General features: G+C 48.8%; 22 protein-coding genes. 13 read left to right on the forward strand and 9 right to left on the reverse strand.

Going from position 1 to position 23,393, the window contains the following annotated elements:
- Positions 1-63 precede the first annotated feature (63 nt).
- Positions 64-615, forward strand: coding sequence for a MarR family winged helix-turn-helix transcriptional regulator (locus tag H3M12_RS04565; protein WP_129032784.1), 552 nt, complete (start codon positions 64-66; stop codon positions 613-615).
- Between the two features lie 139 nt (positions 616-754).
- Here H3M12_RS04565 and H3M12_RS04570 read toward each other — a convergent pair whose 3' ends face one another.
- Entirely contained in the window at positions 755-2,083 is a 1,329-nt protein-coding gene (locus H3M12_RS04570) for an MFS transporter (RefSeq protein WP_182150980.1), read from the reverse strand.
- A gap of 23 nt (positions 2,084-2,106) precedes the next feature.
- A complete protein-coding gene (locus H3M12_RS04575) occupies positions 2,107-2,625 on the reverse strand; it encodes a DUF1440 domain-containing protein (protein ID WP_129032786.1) in 519 nt (172 codons plus the stop codon).
- Positions 2,626-2,805: 180 nt separating this feature from the next.
- Here H3M12_RS04575 and H3M12_RS04580 point away from each other — a divergent pair, with 180 nt between their 5' ends.
- The 12 genes from H3M12_RS04580 to rihA all read left to right on the forward strand — a co-directional run bounded on the left by H3M12_RS04580 (position 2,806) and on the right by rihA (position 14,992).
- Entirely contained in the window at positions 2,806-5,082 is a 2,277-nt protein-coding gene (locus tag H3M12_RS04580) for an ATP-binding cassette domain-containing protein (RefSeq protein WP_182150981.1), read from the forward strand.
- A gap of 192 nt (positions 5,083-5,274) precedes the next feature.
- Positions 5,275-5,646, forward strand: coding sequence for a GntR family transcriptional regulator (locus H3M12_RS04585; protein ID WP_182150982.1), 372 nt, complete (start codon positions 5,275-5,277; stop codon positions 5,644-5,646).
- A complete protein-coding gene (locus tag H3M12_RS04590; RefSeq protein WP_129032789.1) occupies positions 5,646-6,536 on the forward strand; it encodes an ATP-binding cassette domain-containing protein in 891 nt (296 codons plus the stop codon). Before H3M12_RS04585 ends, H3M12_RS04590 begins: the two co-directional genes overlap by 1 nt.
- Positions 6,537-6,545: 9 nt before the next feature.
- Positions 6,546-7,469, forward strand: coding sequence for an ABC transporter permease (locus H3M12_RS04595; RefSeq protein ID WP_129032790.1), 924 nt, complete (start codon positions 6,546-6,548; stop codon positions 7,467-7,469).
- A gap of 147 nt (positions 7,470-7,616) precedes the next feature.
- Positions 7,617-8,708, forward strand: coding sequence for a PfkB family carbohydrate kinase (locus tag H3M12_RS04600; RefSeq protein WP_129032791.1), 1,092 nt, complete (start codon positions 7,617-7,619; stop codon positions 8,706-8,708).
- Between the two features lie 247 nt (positions 8,709-8,955).
- Complete coding sequence (locus H3M12_RS04605; protein ID WP_182150983.1) at positions 8,956-9,903, forward strand: PfkB family carbohydrate kinase; 948 nt, start codon at positions 8,956-8,958, stop codon at positions 9,901-9,903.
- Between the two features lie 15 nt (positions 9,904-9,918).
- Positions 9,919-10,611: a phosphoribosylanthranilate isomerase gene (locus tag H3M12_RS04610; RefSeq protein WP_129032793.1), complete on the forward strand. Its 693-nt coding sequence runs from the start codon at positions 9,919-9,921 to the stop codon at positions 10,609-10,611.
- A 21-nt stretch (positions 10,612-10,632) separates the two neighbouring features.
- Complete coding sequence (locus H3M12_RS04615) at positions 10,633-11,262, forward strand: YczE/YyaS/YitT family protein (RefSeq protein WP_233449224.1); 630 nt, start codon at positions 10,633-10,635, stop codon at positions 11,260-11,262.
- Positions 11,263-11,273: 11 nt separating this feature from the next.
- Complete coding sequence (locus H3M12_RS04620; protein ID WP_129032794.1) at positions 11,274-12,431, forward strand: iron-containing alcohol dehydrogenase; 1,158 nt, start codon at positions 11,274-11,276, stop codon at positions 12,429-12,431.
- A 38-nt stretch (positions 12,432-12,469) separates the two neighbouring features.
- Positions 12,470-13,654: a NupC/NupG family nucleoside CNT transporter gene (locus tag H3M12_RS04625; RefSeq protein ID WP_129032795.1), complete on the forward strand. Its 1,185-nt coding sequence runs from the start codon at positions 12,470-12,472 to the stop codon at positions 13,652-13,654.
- 14 nt (positions 13,655-13,668) lie between these two features.
- Entirely contained in the window at positions 13,669-14,034 is a 366-nt protein-coding gene (locus H3M12_RS04630) for a hypothetical protein (protein WP_182150984.1), read from the forward strand.
- A gap of 13 nt (positions 14,035-14,047) precedes the next feature.
- Entirely contained in the window at positions 14,048-14,992 is a 945-nt protein-coding gene (rihA, locus tag H3M12_RS04635; protein WP_129032796.1) for a pyrimidine-specific ribonucleoside hydrolase RihA, read from the forward strand.
- A gap of 65 nt (positions 14,993-15,057) precedes the next feature.
- Here the strand turns inward: rihA and H3M12_RS04640 are convergent, their stop codons facing one another.
- The 7 genes from H3M12_RS04640 to H3M12_RS04670 form a co-directional block, all read right to left on the reverse strand.
- Entirely contained in the window at positions 15,058-16,389 is a 1,332-nt protein-coding gene (locus H3M12_RS04640) for a hypothetical protein (RefSeq protein ID WP_182150985.1), read from the reverse strand.
- A gap of 177 nt (positions 16,390-16,566) precedes the next feature.
- Positions 16,567-17,229 carry an ABC transporter permease gene (locus H3M12_RS04645; RefSeq protein ID WP_325065018.1) on the reverse strand — a complete coding sequence of 221 codons (663 nt, stop codon included), beginning with the start codon at positions 17,227-17,229 and terminating at the stop codon, positions 16,567-16,569.
- 3 nt (positions 17,230-17,232) lie between these two features.
- A complete protein-coding gene (locus H3M12_RS04650) occupies positions 17,233-18,162 on the reverse strand; it encodes an osmoprotectant ABC transporter substrate-binding protein (RefSeq protein ID WP_129032799.1) in 930 nt (309 codons plus the stop codon).
- Positions 18,163-18,175: 13 nt separating this feature from the next.
- Positions 18,176-18,802, reverse strand: coding sequence for an ABC transporter permease (locus tag H3M12_RS04655; protein ID WP_129032800.1), 627 nt, complete (start codon positions 18,800-18,802; stop codon positions 18,176-18,178).
- Positions 18,799-20,043 (reverse strand): betaine/proline/choline family ABC transporter ATP-binding protein, encoded by a 1,245-nt coding sequence (locus H3M12_RS04660; protein ID WP_182150986.1) that lies wholly within the window; start codon positions 20,041-20,043, stop codon positions 18,799-18,801. The genes H3M12_RS04655 and H3M12_RS04660 overlap by 4 nt, the downstream gene beginning before the upstream one ends.
- A gap of 462 nt (positions 20,044-20,505) precedes the next feature.
- Entirely contained in the window at positions 20,506-21,741 is a 1,236-nt protein-coding gene (locus tag H3M12_RS04665; protein WP_129032802.1) for an MFS transporter, read from the reverse strand.
- Between the two features lie 215 nt (positions 21,742-21,956).
- Positions 21,957-23,207 (reverse strand): MFS transporter, encoded by a 1,251-nt coding sequence (locus tag H3M12_RS04670; RefSeq protein ID WP_182150987.1) that lies wholly within the window; start codon positions 23,205-23,207, stop codon positions 21,957-21,959.
- Between the last annotated feature and the right edge of the window lie 186 nt (positions 23,208-23,393).

Below are 23,393 nucleotides of genomic sequence, written 5' to 3' on the forward strand. Positions count from 1 at the left end.
TCGGAGGTGCCACGCGACTAATAGCAACGGGAGAAGAGCCGTAAAAGGAGTAATGAAGAGATTATGAGTGAGATAACGAATGAAACGCTAACTGAAGAAGAGTTGAAAAAGCAGTTTGATGACTTGTACATGCACATTTTTAAGTATATCGGGGATTTTGTGTCCATCCCGACGCAAAAGTACAACTTGACCTTTGAGGCCTACATGGTCATGGAGAATATTGCGCGCAGTAAAAATGGGCAGACGTTGGTCGAACTGGCCAAGCTGGAGGGCGTCTCAAAGAGCGCTATCGCCCGGCAGGTCAACGTTTTATTAAAGGAAAATTACGTGATGCAAAAGGTCGATCCTAACGACCGGCGGGTCAAGTACATTACGTTGACTGCCGCGGGCAGCCGGGTTCAACGTAATCTGGCCCAAGCCACTGACGAACGGTTCCACCGCTGGTTAGGTTTCTTTGGCCGTGATGAAGCGGAACACTTTATCGAAGTGCTCCACCGCGCCAATGAACGTGCGGTCGCGGCGGGCTTTGTTGGTTTCGATAGTTTACATGATAAACGCCGCAACTCCAACCGGGGCAACGAAAAACCGGGTCGGTTGGGCAATGGCAATCTGTAATCACGGTTAAATTTAGGATAGTCAACAGGCTTCCCAAGCCGGCTAAGTCTTGGAAAACCTGCTTTTGGCTCACAAAACTCCCACCGAACGTTTGAATGTTCGGTGGGAGTTTTTAGATTGCGACGTCAAGCAAGCCGGGTTACTCGCGCTCTTTGGTCAGCGCGGCCTGGATTCGGTGATCATCGTAAAGGAGTAAGACCAGAATCATCACCAGATACAACAACAGGGGCAACCACGCGTAGTTTAAAACAATCATATGCTGGGTCGCCAGGTTTTGCGTCTGGTTGGCGGCGTAACCCGAGAGGTGGAACAGGCCAGCCGTGATGAGGCCCCCGAGCCCGAGGCCCACGTTGACCCCGAAGTCGTCGGTCGAAGCCAGGATGCCCTCAGCTTGGATGCCCAGAGTGGCCCCGTAGCGAATCGTATCCGCAATCATGATGGAGACCAGACCAATGATCAGCCCATTGCCAATGGCGTTGACCAGGGTACCGGTGAAAATCAGCGGTAAGACGTTGAGGGTGGTTCCCAGTGCCAGGATGGCTTGACCGATGAGCCCGAGGCCCATCCCACCTAACATGGTGCGTTTCTTGCCCCAGCGACCGGCCGAATGGATGATGAGGACGACCCCAATCAGTGAGGCAAAGGTGAAGGCATTGGCCCAGGGGACTAAGCCCTCATCATTTTGTAAGTATTTGAAGTAGTAAATCGTGGTCTGATTCTTGATAGCGGTCGTCAGCCAGTAAAGCAGGATGACCACCGACATCACCAACCAGGGCTGGTTTTGCTTGAGCATTTGCCAAACGGCGCTCCAGGATTGGTGGGCGTGTTCGGGATTGGTGAAGCGTTCCTTGACCTGAAAGAACGTGTTCCAGATCAGAATCAGCGAAATGCCACCAAAGACGGCAATGGTCAGTAAGAACCCCTTTTGCTGGTTGCCCTGGCCGAAGTAGGCGACTAAAGGTAGGGTGAAGACGGCCACGATGATTTGTACGGCGCTACCACCAAATTGACGAACGACCCCCAGTAACGTGAGTTCTTTGGTGTTTTGACTCAGGGTAGGTAGGATCGAAGTGATCGGCAGGTTGACCGCGGTGTAGAAGAAACCTAGTCCCAGGTAGGTGACGTAGGCCCAGACGAGTTTACCGGTCGCACCGAACGGGGGCGTGACGAAAGTCAGCACGGCAAAGGCCACGTAGGGGAGGGCATACCACAGGAAAAATGGCCGACTCTTGCCCCATTTCGAATGGGTGCGGTCGATCATCAGCCCGATAATCAAGCTCTCCACAACGTCGGCCAGTCGGGCCACGATGAACAGAATGGCCGCGCTACTAGCGGAAAGACCGTAAACGTCCGTGTAAAAGAAGAGTAGGTAAGTGGTCATCATTTGAAAGACCAGGTTATCTGCGGCATCGCTCATGCCGTAGCTGATTCGTTCGGGCCACTTTGTTTGCCAAGGTGCTTGTTGCATAAGTACGCCCCCCCTTTCAGGTATTACTGGCGGCTCTTGGCCACGAGTCGCCGATAGATTTCGTCGCCGACTAAGTCGTTAGTCACCATCCAAGCCACGTGGCCCAACGCTTCGGAGATGTGTTCGGTCTTGGGTTGGTCCTTGATGGACGGTACGGTTCCCATCGCTGGCATGATACCTAAATGAAAAGCGACCCAGATGGTTAGGCCAAACCAGGTGCCGGCGTCCTTTTTAATGGCCGGGATTTTTTCACCTAAGACTTGGTAGAGCACGGCAAAGGTGGTTGAAAAGCCAAAGTGCATCACGTAGCTGACCCATGGCAAAGCGTGACCAGAATAATGGTAGGTCGCGTGGGTCAATTTTTCAGGGACCCCAAATTGTTGTAGCAGGGTCTGCGGTGGATTAGTGGCATCGCGTTCTTCGGTGCGGGGTGGCAAAACATTTTCCCACCCTAACTTGACGAGGCCGGACACGATTCCCGCCAGCCCGCCAGCGAGGACGGCAGCGGGGAGGTTGAGTGAATGATGGTTAAAAAATGACATACACAAAAGCTCCTTTCAATGAACTAATTTGAGTATAATCGTTTTTTTAAAGAAGTTGGTCAATTTTGCTTACGAAGCGTTTGTGTCCAGGCTAAAGTCGCGAAACGCTTTGGTCGCAAGCGTCCCGCCAGCCGTGCTACACTGAGGGGAGTAAACATCCGGTCAAGAGAGGAGATTATCATGTCAACTCAAGAATTTACTCAGGGTTATATCGCGGTCAACGACGCGACACAAAATAACCTGCAACACGTGAGTCTACGGTTGCCCAAGTACCGTACCACGGTCTTTGTCGGCCTGTCCGGGTCGGGGAAGTCGTCGCTCGTCTTTGACACGATTGCTGCGGCATCGCGGCGGGAATTGAACGAGACGTTCCCCAGTTTTACGCAACAGTACCTACCCAAATACGGGCAACCCCATGTGGGGCGCATCGACCATTTGCCCGTGGCCATTGTCATCGCCCAACAACGATTAGGTAAGAATGCCCGTTCAACGCTAGCGACCTACACCGGAATCTATTCGTTGTTACGGTTACTATTTTCACGAATCGGGAAACCGTTTATCGGTTACTCGGACACCTTTTCGTTCAACCTACCCCAAGGGATGTGTCCAACCTGTCAGGGTCTGGGTTACGTGGACGATATCGACGAATCGCAACTGATCGACGGTAACAAGTCGTTGAACGACGGTGGCATCACCTTCGTGAGCTTCGCGCCTAATACCTGGCGCTGGCGGCGGTACGCATTGAGCGGCTTGTTCGATAACGATAAGCCCATCAAAGACTACACCGATAAGGAGTACGAGATGTTAATGCACGCGCCACAACAGCACCTGAAACACCCTGGCCCAGATTTTCCCCGGACCGCGTTGTATGAAGGCTTGGTCCCGCGGATTCGCCGGTCGATCATCGGCAAGCGCGAGGCGGCCCATCACCGTGACGCGATTGCGGCCATTGTCACGCGTAAGCCGTGCCCGACCTGTCATGGGAGCCGGCTGAAGCCGGAAGTTTTGACGGTGACCATCAACGGCCAGAACATCGCCGAAGTTTCCGCCTTAGACTTGAATCACGTGTTGAAGTTTTTGCGGACCATTACCGAACCGTTAGTCACCGATGTGGTTCGGGAACTGACCACCAAAATTCAATCACTGGTCGATATTGGCCTGGGCTATCTGACTCTCGACCGGGGGACCAGCTCGTTATCCGGTGGGGAAGCGCAACGCATCAAGATTGCCAAGTACCTGACCAGTTCGCTGGTTGACATGGTCTATATCTTAGACGAACCCAGCGTGGGCCTGCACCCGCACGACATTCAACTCATCAAGCAGGCTTTGACGCGGTTGAAGGAAAAAGGCAACACGATTCTGGTGGTCGAGCACAACCCGGCCATGTTCTCGTTTGCCGATTACGTGGTCGAAATGGGCCCCAAGGCCGGTGAACAGGGCGGTCAAATCACGTTTACGGGGACCTATCCCGAACTCCTGGCTTCCGATACGTTGACCGGCAACTGGTTACGTCAACCGCACACTTGGGGTCCGGAACGACCGGCAAAAGGACAACTGGCTTTGACCCACGTGTCCGAAAATAACTTGGCCGACGTGTCGGTCGACATCCCCTTGGGTATCATGACCGTTATCTCGGGGGTCGCTGGTTCCGGGAAGAGTTCGTTGGTCAGCGCCATCAAGCGCCAATTGAAGACCGACTATATCGACCTGGCACAAACGCCGGTGGGCATTAACATTCGCTCGACGCCCGCCACCTACCTGGGGATTTTGGACCATATTCGCCAACTCTTTGGCAAGGCCAACCACGTGGCGGCCGGCTGGTTCAGTTATAACGGCAAGGGCGCCTGCCCGCGGTGTAAGGGCAAAGGGGTCACCATCACCAACATGGCCTTCATGGACCCGGTCGTGCAGACCTGTGAGCTCTGCCACGGCCAACGCTACAGCGACCAAGCCTTGCAGTACACCTACCATGACAAGACGATTGCCGAAGTACTCCAGATGTCGGTCAAAGCAGCTAGCAAGTTCTTTGCCGATACACCCAAGGTCGCCAAGCCCTTGGCCAACTTGGCTCGGGTCGGCCTGGGTTATCTGACGTTGATTCAACCCCTGACCACGTTGTCCGGTGGGGAAGTGCAACGGTTGAAGCTCGCGGTCGAACTGGGTAAGGAAGGGACCGTCTACTTGTTGGACGAACCCACGGCGGGCCTGCATTCACAGGATACCGACCGCTTACTCAAGCTGTTCAACCAATTGGTCGCTGCGGGTAACTCGCTGATCATCATCGAACACAACCTGGCCGTCATCAGTCAGGCCGATTGGTTGATTGACGTCGGGCCCGATGCCGGACGCTATGGCGGGCATATCCAGTACAGTGGCGTACCGCGGAAGTCGATCAACATCGAGGATTCTCGTACCGGGGTCGCCTTGGCCCATTGGGCTGCGGAACAAAACAAATGATGAAGGCGCTGAATCGTTGCGGGTCACTCGGCAATGATTTGGGCGCCACTAAGATGAAGCAAGTTTAGGCGTTTGGGTGTTGGCACTCAAACGCCTTTTTGTTGGCTGAATTTAGGCTTGTGTTTTCGAGTGTACTATGTATAATAGGACACACAGAACACATGGAGGGTCAACGGTAAAGGAGTGAGGCGGATGCCCGTCAGTGATCAATCAAGGTTACCGTACTATGAGCAACTGGTGTTACGCGTTAAGCAACAGATTGTCCGGGGAATCTTACGGCCGGGGGACCGGTTGCCGTCCGTACGGGAGATGGCCCGGCAAGAACAGTTGAACCCCAACACGGTCAGCAAGGCCTACAAACAGTTGGAGACGCAAAACGTGATTCGCACGGTGCACGGCAAGGGGACTTATGTGCGCGAGACCAATGACGCGGTGGCCGACACCGCTCAGGTCGTAGCGAGTAAGCAACGGTTGTTGAGCCTATTGACCGAGATTCGGTACTTGGGGGTTCCGGCAGATGAAGTGATTGAGTGGATTAAAACGGCCTATGAGGAGGCAGATTAATGTTACACGTGAAGGACCTAAGTAAAACCATCGAGCACCGTGACATCATTACGGGCATCGATTTTCAGTGGCATCCCGGCGAAATCGTGGGCTTGGTCGGCCGCAATGGGGTCGGGAAGACCACCCTGTTTCGGACCATGACCAACCAGTACGTGGCCGACAAGGGGACCGTGACCATCGACGAGCACGACCTGAAGCAGGAGCCGGCTTACCAGCGGCAACTGTTCTTTATCGACACCCAGTATAATTTCTTGGGGAATTATCGCTTGGCCGAGTTACCGGACTTTTATCGCTTGGTCTACGCCGACTTTGATGCGGACCGGTACCGCGACCTCTTACAACGCTTCAATTTGACGGCTTCGGACCAGTACCGGCAGCTCTCCAAGGGGATGCGGGCGCTGGTCAACGTCATCTTAGCCCTGACGTCTAACGCACCATACATCTTGTTAGACGAACCATTCGACGGGTTGGACGTCATCGTGCGGGAGAATATCGCCACCATGGTCATCGACGAGGTCGCCGACCAGCAGAAGGGCTTCTTGATCTCCTCGCACGACTTGAACGAACTCGATGGCTTGAGCGACCGGGTGCTGTTATTGAAAGCCAGCCGCTTGGTCCACGATTACAACTTGGAAGATGTGCGGGCCCAGGCTAAGAAACTCCAGTTGGTCTTTGCCGGCAAGGAGATTCCGGCCATCGTGAAGAAGCATAGCCGGCTGATTCGGGTCTCTGGACGAGTCTTAGTAGTGGTCTTTCCGGACTACACGCCGGAACTGGCCGAACAGCTCCAAGCGCTCGACCCGGTCTTGATGGAAGAACTGCCGTTGACGCTGGAAGACCTCTTCCGGGCAAATTTGTCGCAAACCGCTGGTTACCAGCTGATGCAGTAGGGGGATAAGATGGATAAAAATTTACGCCGCTTACTTTGGCGGCAATATCGCAAACGTTTCTGGTCGTTGGGGCTGATTTCATTGCTGATTATGGCGCTATCGGCCTGGGCCGATACCACGACCTGGTTGTATCATTCCAAGACGACCGTCTTTGGCCCGCAGATGCACCAGTGGCTGGCCTTCGACGCGACCAAACTCCGCTTTGGGAGTTTCTCGTTATACTCGCCGTGGCTGATGTTTGCCTTTGGCCTGGCCGGGTTGGTCTTGATGAACCAAGACTTGAAGGACCACTTCAACCAGTTTCTCTTCACCAGCGGCTACCGGCGCCGGCAAATCTACTGGACGAAATTGACGTTGGGGTTAGGCGGCTTACTGGGAATTGCCGTGGTCACGACGGCCATTCAGTACCTGATTTATTGGCTGCAAATGCCAGCCAGCGTGACCCTTGACCTGGCTTGGCCAGGGCTAATCACCACGTGGTTGATGGGCTTAACCACGTCCATCGGGTTCTTTGCTATTTGCTGGTTTGCGGCCTTGATTATTGGGCAAACGGGGGCCCTGTGGGTGACGTTGGCCGGGTTTATCCTGTCGTTAGTCGGCATTATCAGCGTGAACGTTCCGGGATTCAACCTTTTGACCGCACAACAAGGCCAGTGGACGGAAATCGGTGCCTGGATTGTGGCGACCATTATTTTAGCCGTTTGGGGCGCTTGGCTTTACCAACGGCTCTCGTTGGAACACGACGGCGAGTACCTCCTGTTTCCGGGGTTGCGTTGGCCAGTCTACCTGGTATTCGTAATCTACGTGACGGTCATCTTCAGCGGTGGTTTTCATGTCACCACTGCGGGGATTATCGCATTGCTAGTAACGGTCATCTTCGGCTACCTTTGGTTATGGCGACCGAAGCTGACTTGGCACCGGACGAAAAACTAAATTGGATTTTAAAAACGATCACTCGTTAGCTAGATGAGTGGTCGTTTTTGGGGTGGCTTTAAATTTATTGGAGTTAGTAATTTAATGAGAGGCAGTCTGGGGGTGTTATGATAAGATTGACTTATTATTAGGAAATGAGGGTTAAAAATGGCAACCAACCGGGAAGAACAAATACTAGAATGGATAAAACAAAATCCATTAATTTCGCAAAATGATTTGGCTAAATTAGCTGGTATCACGCGATCAGGGGTTGCTGCTCATATTTCAAATCTTGTGAAGAAAGGATATATTCAGGGGAAAGGATATATTATAACTCCACCAAGATACGTAACTGTTATTGGCGGTGTTAACATTGATACATTTGGAATGGCAAAGGAAGGTATTGATAGTCGTAGTTCCTATCCAGGAAAAATCTATAACCGATTAGGTGGAGTTGGCCGAAATATTGCAGTAAATTTAAGTAAAATGGGAATTAAAACTTATTTAATAGCTGCTTTTGGAGACGATCAAAATGGTGAGCGCTTTAAGGAAAATTCTTTAAATCAAGGTGTAGATATCACGCACTCGGAGCAAATACCGCATGAAGCAACATCGAATTATTTGTATGTCAATCAACCAAATGGCGATCGAGTTGTTGGTATTGATGATATGGGGATTAACCATTACATGTCTCCAGAATATTTGGAACAACGAAAAAGGGTCATTAATAATTCAAAATTAGTTGTCATTGATTCTAACTTGCCCAAGAGAACGATACGCTGGATATACAGTAATGTGACTGTTCCAATTTTTGCAAAAGCCGTTGGATTGAATAAAACGATGAATCTTTATGATGGATTAAGCTATCTAGATACTCTAGTAATTAATGGTATTGAAGCCACTGTTTTGACAAAACTACCGGTAACGGATGAAAATACTGCACGTAAGTGCGCTCACAAATTACTAAACCGTGGAATCGATAATATTTTTATCTACATTGACGATGTCGGGATTCTCTACGAAAATAAAGATAAATTTTATTTTTTTAATGAACGGAAGCATCAGGCAAAAAATACTAATGGAGCAGGGGCAGCAGCTACGGCAGCTTTAAGTTGGGCAAGATTATGTAATAAGGATTTCCGAACGACAGCTCAATTGGGGATTGCAGCTGCTGACATTACGTCTGAATCGAATGAGGCTGTTAATGAAAAAATGACAGAAAGTTTGTTAATACAACAACAGCTGTCTATCCTTAAATAAGGATTGAATTCTTCCATTAATTTTGGAAGAATTCTTTTTTATTGTGAATAAGTAAATATGAAGTGTTGGCGAACTTAGACATAATAGTACGTTAAACATTAGGCAAGCTTGTGAATAAATAGAAAATAAAAAGAAGCTTTTTTATTTTTATTGGCAGCGATTACATTAAGAGGTATTCTTTAACTGTCAAATGACTATTTAAATAAAAATTTGTTTATAAATCGCCTTTGGTGAGGAGGTAATTGATATGAATGCAACGCATAAGGATAACTATGTTGTAGTCATTGGTGGAATGAATATGGATATCTTTGGGATGCCTAGTCATAAAGTGATTCCTCGTGATTCTAATATTGGAACGGTGGGGATGAGTGTTGGTGGTGTAGGCCAGAATATTGCACAAAACTTAGCGCATTTAGGTACTCCAACATATCTTTTAACAGTTTATGGTGATGATTACAATGGAACGCTTTTAAAACAAGCTTGCCATGATAACCATATTATGTTAGATCAGGCTGAACAAATGATTGGTTCCCGTTCTTCAACTTATATGTACATCACTGATGAAACAGGAGATATGCTAGTTGGTGTTAATGATATGGGAATCTGCGATAAAATCACCCCAGAATTTTTGAGTCGACGATTAGATTTTATTAATCATGCCAGTATTTGCTTAATCGATGCTAATATTTCTCAAGAAGCCATTGATTGGCTAGGTGATCATGTAACGGTCCCATTATTTGGTGATACAGTATCTGTTAGTAATGCACCACATTTCCAAAATGTTTTAAATAAGATGGACACTTTGAAGCCAAATGCGTTAGAAGCTTCGCTGTTAAGTGGTATTGAGGTTAAGGATGTGGAAACCGCTGGTGTAGCTGCTAGAGTTCTTCTTGATGAAGGTGTTAAACATGTTTATATTTCGTTAGGTGCGGATGGTATTTTATGTGCTGACCAACATGAGATAATTCATGTATCACCGTTCAAAACGAGTATTGTGAATGCTAATGGTGCAGGAGATTGTGGAATGGCCGCCATCACATGGGGACGTTTTACGGATCCGCATCGTTCGTTACGGCAAACGGGGCAAATTGCTCAAGCAGCTTCTAGCATTGCACTTGAGAGTGCAAAATCAGTTCCAGATATTACAGTAGAACAGATTCAAGCAAAAATGGAAACGCTTACTATTTTAAACTAAAAGGAGATTTTGGTAATGATTAAACAGATTTATTCATTAATTCAATACGAAGAAGCAGTTAAAACAATGGAAGCTGGCGCTGACAATATTGGCTTGGTACCGATGCAAAATGGTGGTGTACCTGCGCATCGAGTACCTTTAGACCGGGTTCGTAAAATCTTTGATGAAGCTAAGCGTCGTGGAGTTACAGGAGTTGCTATTATGTTAACCAATGATCCGGAAGAAATGCTGGATTTAGCTAAAAAAATCCAACCGGACATTTTGCATATTGCAGGCGACGGTTATGCAGCTGACAAGGAGTTTGCTAATCGGCTTAAAAAAGTTGCGCCCCATACAGACTTAATGCAAGCAGTTTTGGTTGATAATGAATCAGCAATTGATCGTGCTAAGCACTTTGCCCAATTTGTTGATTATATTTTATTGGATTCAGGATTAGCTCCTGATACTGGAATTGGTGCCAGTGGCAAAACTCATGACTGGAATATTGATGCGAAGATTGTTAAGGCCGTTGATGTACCAGTTATTGAAGCTGGTGGAATGAGTCCTGAAAATGTTGCGGATGCTATTGAAAAAATTCGTCCGTATGGAGTTGATTCTTTAACCCGAACTAGCATTAAGTATGAAGGTGGGCGTATGGAGAAAGATATTGATAAAGTTCGTGAGTTTTGTAAAAATGCTGACGCAGCAGCTGAAAAGTTGGGACTTTAAATTCTAAGGAGATGAGAGAGCTTGACAAATCGTCGTTATACGCCAACAACGGTTGCATTGGCTATGATTGGGATATTTCTTGTTTGTATTGGGGTTGCTTTTAATAATAATACGCAACTTGGCAATGACCCAGTAGGGATTATCTATGACGGTTTGCGTGCGACTTTTCACCTTGGTCATGCTCAATTAGGAACAGTGTCTAATTATCTTAATGTTGGTTTAATTGTTGCATTGTATTTAATTGGTCGTCACTATGCCAGTTGGGGAACGTTGATGTATCTAGTCCCATATGGATTTTTTATCTCAATTGGGTCATATCTATATCCAATAATTTTTCAATCGACAACTCTTGTAACAAGAATGTTTGGTGGTGCTACAGGTATCTCTCTTTATTATTTGGGGATTAGCTTGTTTGTAGCAGCAGATATTGGTGTTGATCCATTTAGTGGCTTTATGTTAACGATACGAGACAAAACAGGATGGAGTATGCGACGGAGCAAAATCACATTTGATGTGTGTTTAATTGTTGTTGGCGTTTTGTTAGGCGGACGGTTTGGAATTATTACAATCTTAACGGCACTAACAACGGGACCAACAATTCAAGCTTTAAGTGGAGTATTTAGAAAACGATTTATTTTAGCTAAAAATTGAGAGGTGTTTTGATGAATGTCAAATTATTACAACGAGTTAAGGTAGTAGATACGGATGATTTATCATCTACCATCCTTGATATCTTAAGGACTGAGGGATATAAACGACCATTGTTTATTATGGATCACTTTCTTGCAGAGATGCCACTGGTTCAAACAACACAGGAAGTTCTCGGTAAGAATAATATTCAATACGCAGTTTTTGATAAAGTTGTTTCTGATCCGCCAGCAGCTACTGTAATGGATGGTGTTGGGGCCTTTAAAGCACATCAAGCTGATAGTATTATTGCAATTGGTGGTGGCAGTTCAATTGATGTAGCTCGAGGAGTTAATATTGTTCGAATAAATGGTGGTTACATACTAGACTATACTAAGCCAGATGCAACGATTAAACCATGTCCGGGATTAATTGCAATTCCTACAACTTCGGGTACAGGAAGCGAAATGTCAAATGCATTGGTCGTAACAGATGTAGATAGTCAAAAGAAACTGGCGATTTTATCTGATAATGCAGTTAGTGAGTATGCCGTTTTATGCCCAGATATGGTGCTATCTCTACCTAAGAAAATGACGATTGCGACGGGATTGGACGCATTTTCACACGCAGCAGAAGGGGATACATCACGCTTATCTAGCCCAGTAACGGACGCAATTTGTGAAAAAATCATGTTTTTATTAGCTAATTACCTACCGCGAGCTGTAGAGAACGGCCAAGATCGTGAAGCTCGTCAAAGGGTCATGGTCGCGGCTACTTTAGCTGGTTGGATGTTGAATAATGCCGGAACAAATGTTGGTCACTCTATGGCACATGTCTTGGGATCTAAATATCATATTGTTCATGGTGAAGCGGTAGCCTATGCTTTACCAGGTGTTTTGAAATTTGTTTCTCCAGTATTACCAAAAAAGGTTGCCGAGATTGGTCAAATATTAGGATTAACCTATAGGGAAAATGAAGATGAAAAGCAGCGAGCGGATCGTGCAGTTGAAGCCTATCGACAATTTCGTGATGAAACTTTAGGGTTACATCCATTTAGCGATTATGGTATTTCTACTGAAGAATTATTGGAAAACGCATCGGCAGTTACCCATGAACAATTCGCTGGAAATACACCACGTAATATCGATGAAGACGCCGCTGAGAAACTTTTAAGGGAATTTGGTAATCGCTAATTGAGCAGCTTTGAAAACTAGACTGGAGTTGAAACATAATGAATTTTGTATTTTTGTTAACAGGTTTAGCATTAGTCTTTGGAATTGGCTGGCTGGTTAGTTCGGATCGTAAACATATTAAATACAAACGTATGGGTATTCTATTTGCTTTACAGCTTGTTATTTCGTTTCTCTGTCTGCATACTTCTGGCGGGGTTAAGACTCTTGCTAGTATTTCCGGCTTCTTTAGCTGGTTAATGAATCAAGCAGCTGGCGGGGTTGATTTCGTTTTTGGTGGATTTATGATTAAACCGGGAGCATCAGTCTTCTTCCTTAACGTTTTAATGCCAATTGTATTTATATCAGCATTAGTAGGGATTTTAAATTATATTAAGGTATTGCCATTCATTATTAAGTGGACTGGTTGGGCGTTAAATAAAGTTGCTGGCATGGGTGAACTAGAAAGCTACTTTGCAGTTTCAACCGCTGTTTTAGGTCAACCTGAGGTCTTCTTAACTGTTAAAGATCAAATTCCAAAGTTAAACGAGCAACGACTCTATACGATTTGTGCTTCGGCAATGAGTGCCGTATCTGCTGCAATGTTAGCTTCTTACATGAAGATGGTTCCAGGGAAATTCGTTGTTGTGGCAGTTTTCTTAAATATTCTGTCTGCCTTAATTGTTTCTTGCGTTATTAATCCTTATGAAACATCTGATAATGATGAATTAGTGCAAATTTCTAAAGGTAATGATGAACCATTCTTCCAAGTTTTAGGTACTTACATTACAGATGGATTTAACTTAGCAATTACAGTTGGTGCAATGCTAATTGGATTTGTCGCATTGGTTACTTTCTTAAATAGTTCCTTTACTGCAATTTTGCATATTTCTTTTACTGACTTAATTGGTTATGTTTTTTCACCTGTTGCATTTTTGATGGGTGTTCCAGCACACGATGCTCTGAAAGTTGGTAGTTTAATGGCAACCAAGTTAATCACTAATGAATTTGTTGCCATGGGATCATTGCACAGTATAGCAGGTACTTTAAGTGCTAAGGCAACAGCTATTATTTCAGCTTATCTTGTTTCGTTTGCTAACTTTGGGACTGTTGGAATCGTTACTGGTTCTATTAAGTCAATTAGTAAGGAACAGGGTGGTTACGTAGCCAAGTTTTCTATGAAACTGTTATTAGGTGCAACGCTAGCTTCAGTTCTTACAGGGACTATCGTTGGGTTGTACTTCTAGAGGAGTGAGCTTTAATGAAGCCGAAATGTAAAACGATTACAGTTGCTGCTATTTTATCAGTCGTGTTGTTTATGATTGCCTACGGGATAACGTTATTACCAACATTAACTGGGAACTATCGGCCATTGCTGAACACGTTAGGTTTTGCAATGTTGCTATATGCGTGGGCAATTTTAGGGATATGGCGTAAACGACGATTTGCAGTGGGATTTATGCAGTTTATTAATGTCGTTTATAGCTTTGGTTTCATTAGTACGCTTATATCAGGAGAAAATTTGGTAACCATTATAGTAAGCATAATTGGATTAATGGTAAATGGTTATTTATTCTGGGTCTGCCATCAATCTGCACAACAATTACGGTCACAAGGTACTAGATAGGAGTGGATAAAATATGACAACAAAACTGATTTTAGATTGTGATCCTGGCCACGATGATGCCTTAGCGATGATGCTGGCGTTGGCCAACCCCGAGTTAGATCTCTTAGCCGTCACCACGTCGGCGGGCAACCAGACGCCGGAGAAGACGTTGAACAACGCGATGCGCCTATTAACGTTGATGCACCACCAGGAAATTCCGGTGGCGGGTGGCAATCGGACCCCGTTACTCAAGCTGCTGGAAACGGCGGGCAACGTCCACGGTAAGAGTGGCCTGGACGGCGCCGAGTTGCCCGACCCGGATTTCAAGGTCCAGGACATGACCGCTATTGAACTGATGGCCAAGACCTTGCGGGCCAGCGCAGACCCGGTCACGTTGGTCGTAACTGGCCCGATGACCAACGCGGCGCTCTTCTTGCGCGTGTACCCCGAACTCAAGGCCAAAATCAGCCAAATCGTGTTCATGGGGGGCGCCATGGGACTGGGCAACTGGACGCCGTCGGTCGAGTTCAACATCTACGTGGATCCCGAAGCGGCTAAAATCGTGATGAACGCCGGGATTCCCCTGGTGATGGCCCCGCTGAACGTGACCCACAAGGCCCAAATCTTAAAACCGGAAATCGCGGCACTCAAGCAGATTCAAAATCCGGTCGCCCAGGCCTTCAACGGGTTACTGAATTTCTTTGAACGCTACCACGAAGCACCGAAGTGGGGCTTTCAGGGGGCGCCGCTTCACGACCCCTGCACCATCACCTGGTTGCTCCATCCGGAGTGGTTCCAAACGGCCAAGATGAACGTGGACGTGGATACCGCTGGTGAGTTAACGCGGGGTGAAACGGTCTGCGACTACTATGAGTTGACGGGCAAGCCTAAAAATACTGAAGTTCTATTGAATATCGACCGGGAAGCTTTCATTAATTTGATTATGACTTCGTTGAAGACGTTTGATAATTTGCAGTAAATTGGATTTTAAAATGGGTCAGTCACGCGCTAAACGTGGCTGGCCCATTTTGGTGGTCGTCAAGGTTATTTCAGTGTATTGGGTTGGCGTAAAGCCCGCCAAGAGACCCACGCTGACCCCAGGGTAAGCGGCCAGTTGACGGCCCAGGTGTAGAAGAACCAGTGGGCCGTTGTGGTTGGCTTGAAGAAGTCCAGAATGGTGAGCGGGGTCAAACAAGCAATCAACGCTAGTAACGCAAACAGACACAACTGACATAGCAAGCCGCCAGCCGTGGAGAACCGGTATTTTTCAATCATGGCCGAGTCGTCATCGGTGGCCTCGGATTCGTAAAGGTCTTTGGTGACGGTCGGGTTATCATAGCCAATGTAGGTGGCCAGCAACAATAACCCCAACAAATAAGACCATTTCCAGGGAATCAAGATTAAGAGATGGCCCAGGCCTAAGAGTCGGCCGGCGAGTACCTTTTGGCGGGTGGCATCGTGGTGAGCTAGAACGCCGATTACAGCGTTGCCACTTTCGAAGCCGATGAGATACATCGCAAAGACTAGGTACATCCCCAAGCTTCCCCAGTAGAAGAACGCCATGAAACTGCTAAAGAGCAGGACGAAACTCATCAACACGCCGCGGTGTAGCAGCCGTAACTTGAAGGCGCCCAGGTCGTGTTTGTCGGCCAGAAGTTCGATACCGGCAATCACTAGGGCCACCAGAATAATCAGAAGCGTCGCCCAGTTTGGCAGTGCCATGCTGGCCTTGCGTAGGGTGGTGAGTAAGGCCAAAGCGGCGAAGAAAAGAACGGACAACCACCAGCGCCAAAGTTGCTTGAGACCGTGGGGCTGGCTGGGCTGGTCCTGGTAGAAGTCATGAGTGAACTGGTTGAGCAGCAGACCACCGGGCAAAGCCACCAGGTTCAAAATGGCCAGTAATGCGAAGGTCAGCGAAAAGCTCAGGTGAAAGCCAAAGTCGGCCGCTAGTAACAGCGCTAGCACCAGAAACACCAACCAGTAGACGCGTTTCATCTTAAAGGCCGTGGTATGGGACAGGTGGAGCTTGACCGTCAAGAAGTACGGCCAGATGGTAGCGGCACTGTAGCCCCACAAGACACTGCCGAGAATCAACCACCCCAGTGATTGGGTCAGGGCAAAGGGCAGACTGCCCAGCGCCCCGAAAATCAGGGTTAACAATAAGTAGGTACTGGAGCGGAGGTTGAAGCGTTTGGTGTAAAAAATGCTGGCGGCTCGCGAGATATAGACGGCCACCAGGGCAATCAAGTAAGTCGTACTGTGGGTCCGTTGGTATTGAAACAAAATCAAAATATAGGGCAACATGATGCCGGCTAAAGCCAAAAAGTTAAGTGTGCCGACGGAAAAATCCAAGCCCCATTGCTGTAGGCGTTTCACGCGCGTTTCCCCCTTAAAAGCGGTAACGCCCCCACGTGATGACGGGGCGCGTAGTCTGTTCAAATTTTACCATTAATCCGCGCTGATTGGGGAATTGACGATGACGAGATTGAAATCGAGGTCAAACAAAAACGCCGCCAGTCCTCAGGACCAGCGACGTTTCGCGTGTCAATTTGATTAAGATTCCGAAGCGGTCTTCGGTTTCAACCACTTTTCAATCAGGGATAAGATCCAGTCGGTGATGATGGCCATCAACGCGGTTGGTAAGGCCCCCGCGAGGATGATGGCCCCACCGTCCGTGGCGTTGGTCCCCCGGATGATGATGTCACCCAGACCACCGGACCCAATGAAGGACCCGATAACGGCAATCCCAATCCCTAAGACCAGGGCGTTTCGAATTCCGGCGATAATCACGGAAAGTGACAACGGAATCCGAATCTTAGCCATGATCTGGAAGCGGGTCATGCCCATGCCCTTGCCGGCGTCCAAGACGTCGAGGTCGACACTGAGCATCCCGGTATAGGTGTTCTTGATGATTGGCAGGAGGGAATAGAGGAAGACCGTGGCAATGACGGTATTTTCCCCGAGCCCTAAGCCTAACATCAAAATCGACAGCATCGCCAGTGACGGAATGGTCTGAATCACGTTGGCAATCCCGATGATAACGGGGGAGAGCTTCCGGTTCTGTGAAATCCAGATTCCAATCGGAATCCCCACGATGGCCCCGAAGAGCACCCCGTAGATGGACACTAAGAAAGTAAGGTTGAACTGTTGTAAAACGAACATGCCGTTATGCGTGAAGTAATAAATCAGTTGGCTCCAAAGTCCCATGTCTTTCATGTGTTATTTCCCCCCTTCGAAGTAGTTGTGGTCTTCCAAGAACTGCTTGGCGACGGTCTGTGGTTCCTGCAACTTGTCGTCGACCTTGTAGTTCAAGGTTTGCATGGTCTTCAAGGAGACCTTGCCGACCAGCTTGTTTAAAATCGTCCGAACTTCTGGATGTTGCTTTAAGACCTTGTCGGTTGCCACGGGACTGGCATCGTAAGGTGGGAAGAAGTCCTTGTCATCCTTTAAGATCTTCAGGTTGTAACTGCCGACCCGACCATCGGTGGAGTACCCTAAGATGGCATCCATCTTGTTGGCCGCTAAGGCATCGTAGAGTAACCCCAGTTGCATCGGCTTGACCGTCCCGAAGCTGTAACCGTAAGTCTTCTGGAAGGCCGGGTAGCCGTCACCAGGCCGGTTCTGCCAAATTTGGTCAATCCCGACCGTCATCTTCGGCGCGAGCTTCTTCAAATCACTGATGGTTTTGAGGTTGTGTTTCTTGGCGTAGGATTGTTGGACCATCCACGCGTAGGTATCGGCGAAGCCGTAAGACTTGAAGTAGGTCATGTTGTAACGGTCCTGGAATTCCTTAGTGACCTTGCTGGCCACCTTGGATGGGTCCCGCTGAAACTTTTCGTCCAAGACCGTGGTCAAGTCGGTCCCGTAGAACCGAATCGAGGAAATATCAGCGTTACCATTTTTCAGGGCGTTGAAGCTGACGTTCCCGGACCCTAAGTTATTGATGATTGATGTGTTTAATTTCGTGTAATGTTGAATCATTCCTTGAATCACGTAGGCCATGATTTGTTGTTCAGTGGTGTTTTGCGCGGCGATGCGGACCGTGTCCTTACCGGAACCGGCCAGCCCGGGCAGAGAACAGCCACCTAGCGGCAATAGTAGAATGGTGACTAGAAGACCAGCCAACCAGACGCGTAAACGTTTTTGCATAAAGACGGGCCTCCTATCGTAATTCCTTTGGGGTAACGGCAAATTCGAGCTTCCCCAGTAGGTAGTCGACGATCAACGCTAAAATGATTACGGGAATCGAGCCACCCAAAATGAGGTCGGAACGGTATAAATTCAGGCCGTTGAAGATGAAGTCCCCTAAGCCACCGGCACCGATATAGGATGCCAGCGTCGCCCAAGCGATGACGTAGGTGGCGGATAACCGCACCCCGGACATGATGACGGGGGCAGCTAGCGGCAACTCGGCACGAATCATCGATTGCCAGGCGGTCATCCCCATACCTTTCGCGGCGTCTTTCACGTCGGGGGAGACCCCTTCCATGCCTAAGTAGGTGTTCCGCAGAATCGGCAACAGTGAGTAAATGAAGAGGGCCACAATCGCTGGGGTGGACCCAATCCCAAAGATTGGAATCATAATAGCTAAGAGCGCCATGGCAGGGATGGTCTGTAGGACCCCGGCCAAGGTAATCACAGCGTTAGCGCCACGCTTCATTCGGGTCAGTACAATTCCTAAGGGCACGGCAACAATGACCCCTAAAGCCAAGGCAAACGCCGAAATGTACAGGTGTTGGCCGGTTTTAGAAATCAGTTGGGTGCCGTAAGTCGATAAGAAGTTAATCATGACTGACCGTCACTCCCTTCTTCTTTTTCTGTATCCTTATTGTCATCCTTACTGTCGTCTTCATCGCGGTTAGCGGCGGCGTGGATGTCAGCGTTAAACGGTGACGATGGTTCCTCATCGGTTGCGCCCCGCAAAGCGTCGTAAACCAAGTCAACTAACGAAGTCCGGGTGACGATTCCGACTAGCCGGTGATCATCATCCACGACCGGCACGTTCTTCACACCCAGTTTCAAGATGCGTTGAACGGTGTCGCCGATTAAGGCCTTGTCTTGGACGTAGAAGACCTCGTGGTTCATCAATTCACTGACCAGCGTCGAAGCGTTGGTGTTGCGACTAACGTCGTCCAGGTCGATGTAGCCAATCAGCTTGTCTTGGTCATCAGTGACCAGCAAAGTATCGACTCGCTTATCGTGCATTAAATCAATCGTGTCGGACAACGTTTTATCGGGTGAAATGGCAACCGGATTCTTGCGCATGATTTGCTTGATGTTCATGATGTTTGGTTGGGCCCGAATCAAACGTTCCTCACCAATCAAGTTGGTGACAAATTCGTTGGCCGGGTGCCGTAAGATGTTTTCCGGCGTGTCGATTTGGACCTGCTTGCCCTTACTCATGATGACCACACGGGTGGCGAGGCGTAAGGCTTCGTCCATATCGTGGGTCACGAAGATGAAGGTCCGGCCCAGGTCTTCTTGCAAGTGCTTGACTAAGTCCTGCAAAGATTCCCGGGTGATTGGGTCCAGGGCGCCAAAGGGTTCGTCCATCAAGATGATTTCTTGGTCGGCGGCTAAGGCCCGGACAACCCCGATCCGTTGTTGCTGCCCACCGGAGAGCTCACCGGGGTAGCGTTGCAACATCTCTTCTGGCAGTTGCGCCAGGTCGATCATCTTGTGGGCTTGCTTGTCCCGCTTTTCCTTGTCCCAGCCTAACAGCTTGGGGACGATTTCGATGTTTTCTTGGATCGTCATGTGGGGCATCAGGCCGACATTTTGAATGACGTAACCGATTGACCGCCGCAGTTTGACGGGATCCATTTGTGAAATGTCCTTGTCGTTGATTTTAATCGTACCGGACGTCTGGGTGAGCATGCGGTTAATCATCCGCATAGTCGTGGTCTTCCCTGAACCAGAAGTTCCGATGAAGCAGATAAATTCCCCTTTATCGACGTTTAGATTAAAGTCGTCGACGGCAACTTTACCATTAGCATATTCCTTACGTAGGTGTTCCATTGAAAGTAGCATTGATTAACCTCCTGAGTTGAATTGTCCCCGCAGATCAGCCGGGGGGATAATAAAAATAACGATCGGCAGACCGACCTTCCGCTGGCACGGTAAAAGCCTGGTGACCGGTCGTATTAGAATGTTCGTTGACAGGCTTAACTTGGCTCTATTGTACATGAGGTGGGAGCGATTACCAAGAAAAGACAATTGCCGTTGTTGATAATCGGCCCCAATAAACGACCACAAAACCTTATATTTCTAGGCTTTACCGGGATTTCAAAAAGATGTCAACGAGAGATGATATAACCATAACAAAACTTTATGAGTATCTGATAAGTAGTCGCTTATAAAAATGTGAAAATCAGCCTGAAAACAACGCAAAAGGGGCCTGGAATCAGCTTCCAGGCCCCGGTGACAAGTACTAAAACGTGTGTGGAAAGGGGCTGGTCGAGACCAGTTCAGTTCCGAGTGTGACTGAATGAGTTAAGCGTTTGAAGTCTGCGATTGGTGCTGGCGAATCTCGGGAATCAACCACCAGACTAAGGCCAGGTTGATGAGCATCAACGCGGCCGTCGTGATGAAGACGGCGTTATAGTTGAAGATTCCGGCAATCCAACCACCGACCAACGACCCCAACATGTTGCCGACGGACTGGAAGGATTGGTTCCAGCTAAAGACCGTGGACGTGAGTTCGACCGGGGTGTTCTTGGTCAGCAAGGTTTGAATCTCGGGGAACAGGGCCCCATCGGAGATTCCAATCATCAATCGTAACAGGCCCAGCATCCAGACGCTCGTGACGAAGCCCTGGGGCAGATACATGATCGTCGCGAAGATGTACCCGAACAGGAGAACTTTTCCCGACCCGTGTTTGTCCCCGTAACGTCCCAGTCGCGGCGAGGCGATGATGTTCGAAATTCCTGGTAACGCGGCGATGATCCCGGCGACCACCGTAATGGGGCCAACGTTATGCATCAGTTCCTTGACGTACAGACTGATGATCGGGGAGATGGAGATGTTCCCAAACTGCACGATTAACGTGGATGAGAGCAGGACCAAGATCAGCTTAGGGTTCGGAAAGGCGGCCAAGGGGTTGAAACTGCGCTCTTCCTTGGGCTTGGGCGCCACGGGCTTGAACTTTTCTTCGACCAGGCCCCAACTCATAAAGAAGGTGACGAGCAATAAGCCACCGGTGATAAAGAAGGTCAGGCGAATCGAGAAGATCTGCGCCAAGATCCCCCCGAAGACCGGTCCCAACAACATCCCACTCGTCGGACCGGTCATCAACGTACTGAGTGACGCGCCACTATGCTTCCGGGGCGTTTGTGAGGCAACCAAGGCTTGGGCGTTTGAGATATACCCAGCGAAGACCCCTTGGAGCGCCCGCAACGCGACCATTTGCCACACGGTGGTGGCAAAGCCCATCAAGGTCAAGGAAATCCCCATCCCAAGGGATGACCGCAACAGCATGATTTTTCGGCCTTTCCGGTCGGCGAGTAGGCCCCAGAGTGGCGAAGCAATGGCGGAAACTAAGAAATCGGCAGCGTAAACGACCCCACTGTACATGGTCACCTGCGCCTTGGTGTAATCGCCGAAGCTACTAATATATAACGATAAAAAGGGCATGATTTCGCTGAACGCCATGCCGGCGACAAAGGTGCAGAACCACAGCACGTGTAAATTCTTGCGCCATGGGCTGCGCTCCCTTTCAGCTTCATCCAAAGTGCGTCAACTCCTTCGTAAATAAAATGTAAAATGAGCCTCACCCGGCTGGTGACGACTCATCTTTTGCACGATTCATCTAAATGACAACTTATCTAAAATACGCCCTTACTTACAGAAAATCAACCGTTAGCGGTGAGTTGTATGCGCTCGCAATTGATAAATTTACTCGATGCTGGTCACAAACAAACCGTTATCCGTTGGGCGCGTAAGGACTATTTGGGTTGCGAAGTTTTTGGTGAATTTCGCCGAATTTCGGGTGCACCCCACCAAATCAAGGCGAAGTTACTCAACATCAACAGTGCCGTAAAGATGAAGACGGCGTTGTAATTGAAGACCGCGGCGATGAGACCGCCAATTACCGCGCCCAGCGTACTGCCGACCGAATGAAAGGATTGGTTCCAACTGAAGACGGTAGCGGTCAACGACGCGGGGGCGTTCTTCGTCAAGAGCGTTTGAATCTCGGGGAACAGGGCCCCGTCGGCAAACCCAACTAAGAAGCGTAAAATCCCCAGCATGACAACACCGGTCACGAACCCCTGAGGGAAGTAGACTAACGCGCCCAGAATGTAGCCCGCAATCAGGACCTTACCGGACCCGTGTTGGTCGCCATACTGACCGAACCGGGGCGCCGCCAGGATGTTTGAAATCCCCGGTAACGCGACCACGATACCAGAAACGATGGTGATGGGGCCGACGTTATGCATCAACTGTTTGACGTACAGACTGATGATGGGGGTGATGGAAGAGTTGCCGAACTGGACGATCATCGTGGAAGACAGCAGAATGAAAATCAACCGTGATCCCAGGAGCCGTTTGGTCGAACTCACGGGTGTGGGGGCATTGGCGCTAGTAGCAGGTTCTGGTTTGACTGGTTGGAAGTCTTCGTGGACGCAAAAAAGACTCAATAAGAAGGTGATCAACAACAAGCCGGCGGTCACGAAAAAGGTCATGCGAATCGAAAAGAACTGGGCTAGGACCCCACCAATCACCGGACCCAAGAGGTTACCACTAGTTCCGCCGGTCATTAGCGTACTCAAAGCGGCACCGCTATGTTCGCGTGGCACCTGGGAGGCAATCAGGGCCTGCGCTGTGGGGATGTAGCCGGAGAATAATCCCTGCAGGGCCCGTAACCCGACGAGTTGCCAGACGTTGGTGACCAGCCCCATCAAGCCCATGGCGATGGCAATCCCTAAGGACGTTCGTAACAGCATCAGTTTTCGGCCGGTATGGTCGGCCAACATGCCCCAAAGTGGTGCTGTGACGGCGCCGACTAAAAAATTGGCGGCGTAAACGATCCCACTATAGGTGGTCAGTTGAGCCTTAGTGAACGTCCCCATACTGTTCACGTAGAGGGAGAGAAAGGGGACGATTTCACTAAAGGCCATGCCAACGATAAAGGAGCAAAACCAGAGAATATGTAAATTACGCCGCCAAAGAGCTTTCGGTGTTGTCGTGTCAGTCATATGCCCAACCTTCTTTAAAAAAACAGCGTTAATGTTAGCGCTAACATTATACTCTTTATTAAACGCCCCTCCCGGGCAAAGGTCAACGGGTAACCAGGGGATTTAAACCGGGAAGTTGGTGAAAAATAAGACCAAAATCAGGGACCAATGCTTGCACCACAGACATTGGTCCCTGAATCGGATTTT

The organism is Levilactobacillus suantsaii (assembly GCF_014069315.1).
GTDB classification, from domain to species: Bacteria; Bacillota; Bacilli; order Lactobacillales; family Lactobacillaceae; genus Levilactobacillus; species Levilactobacillus suantsaii.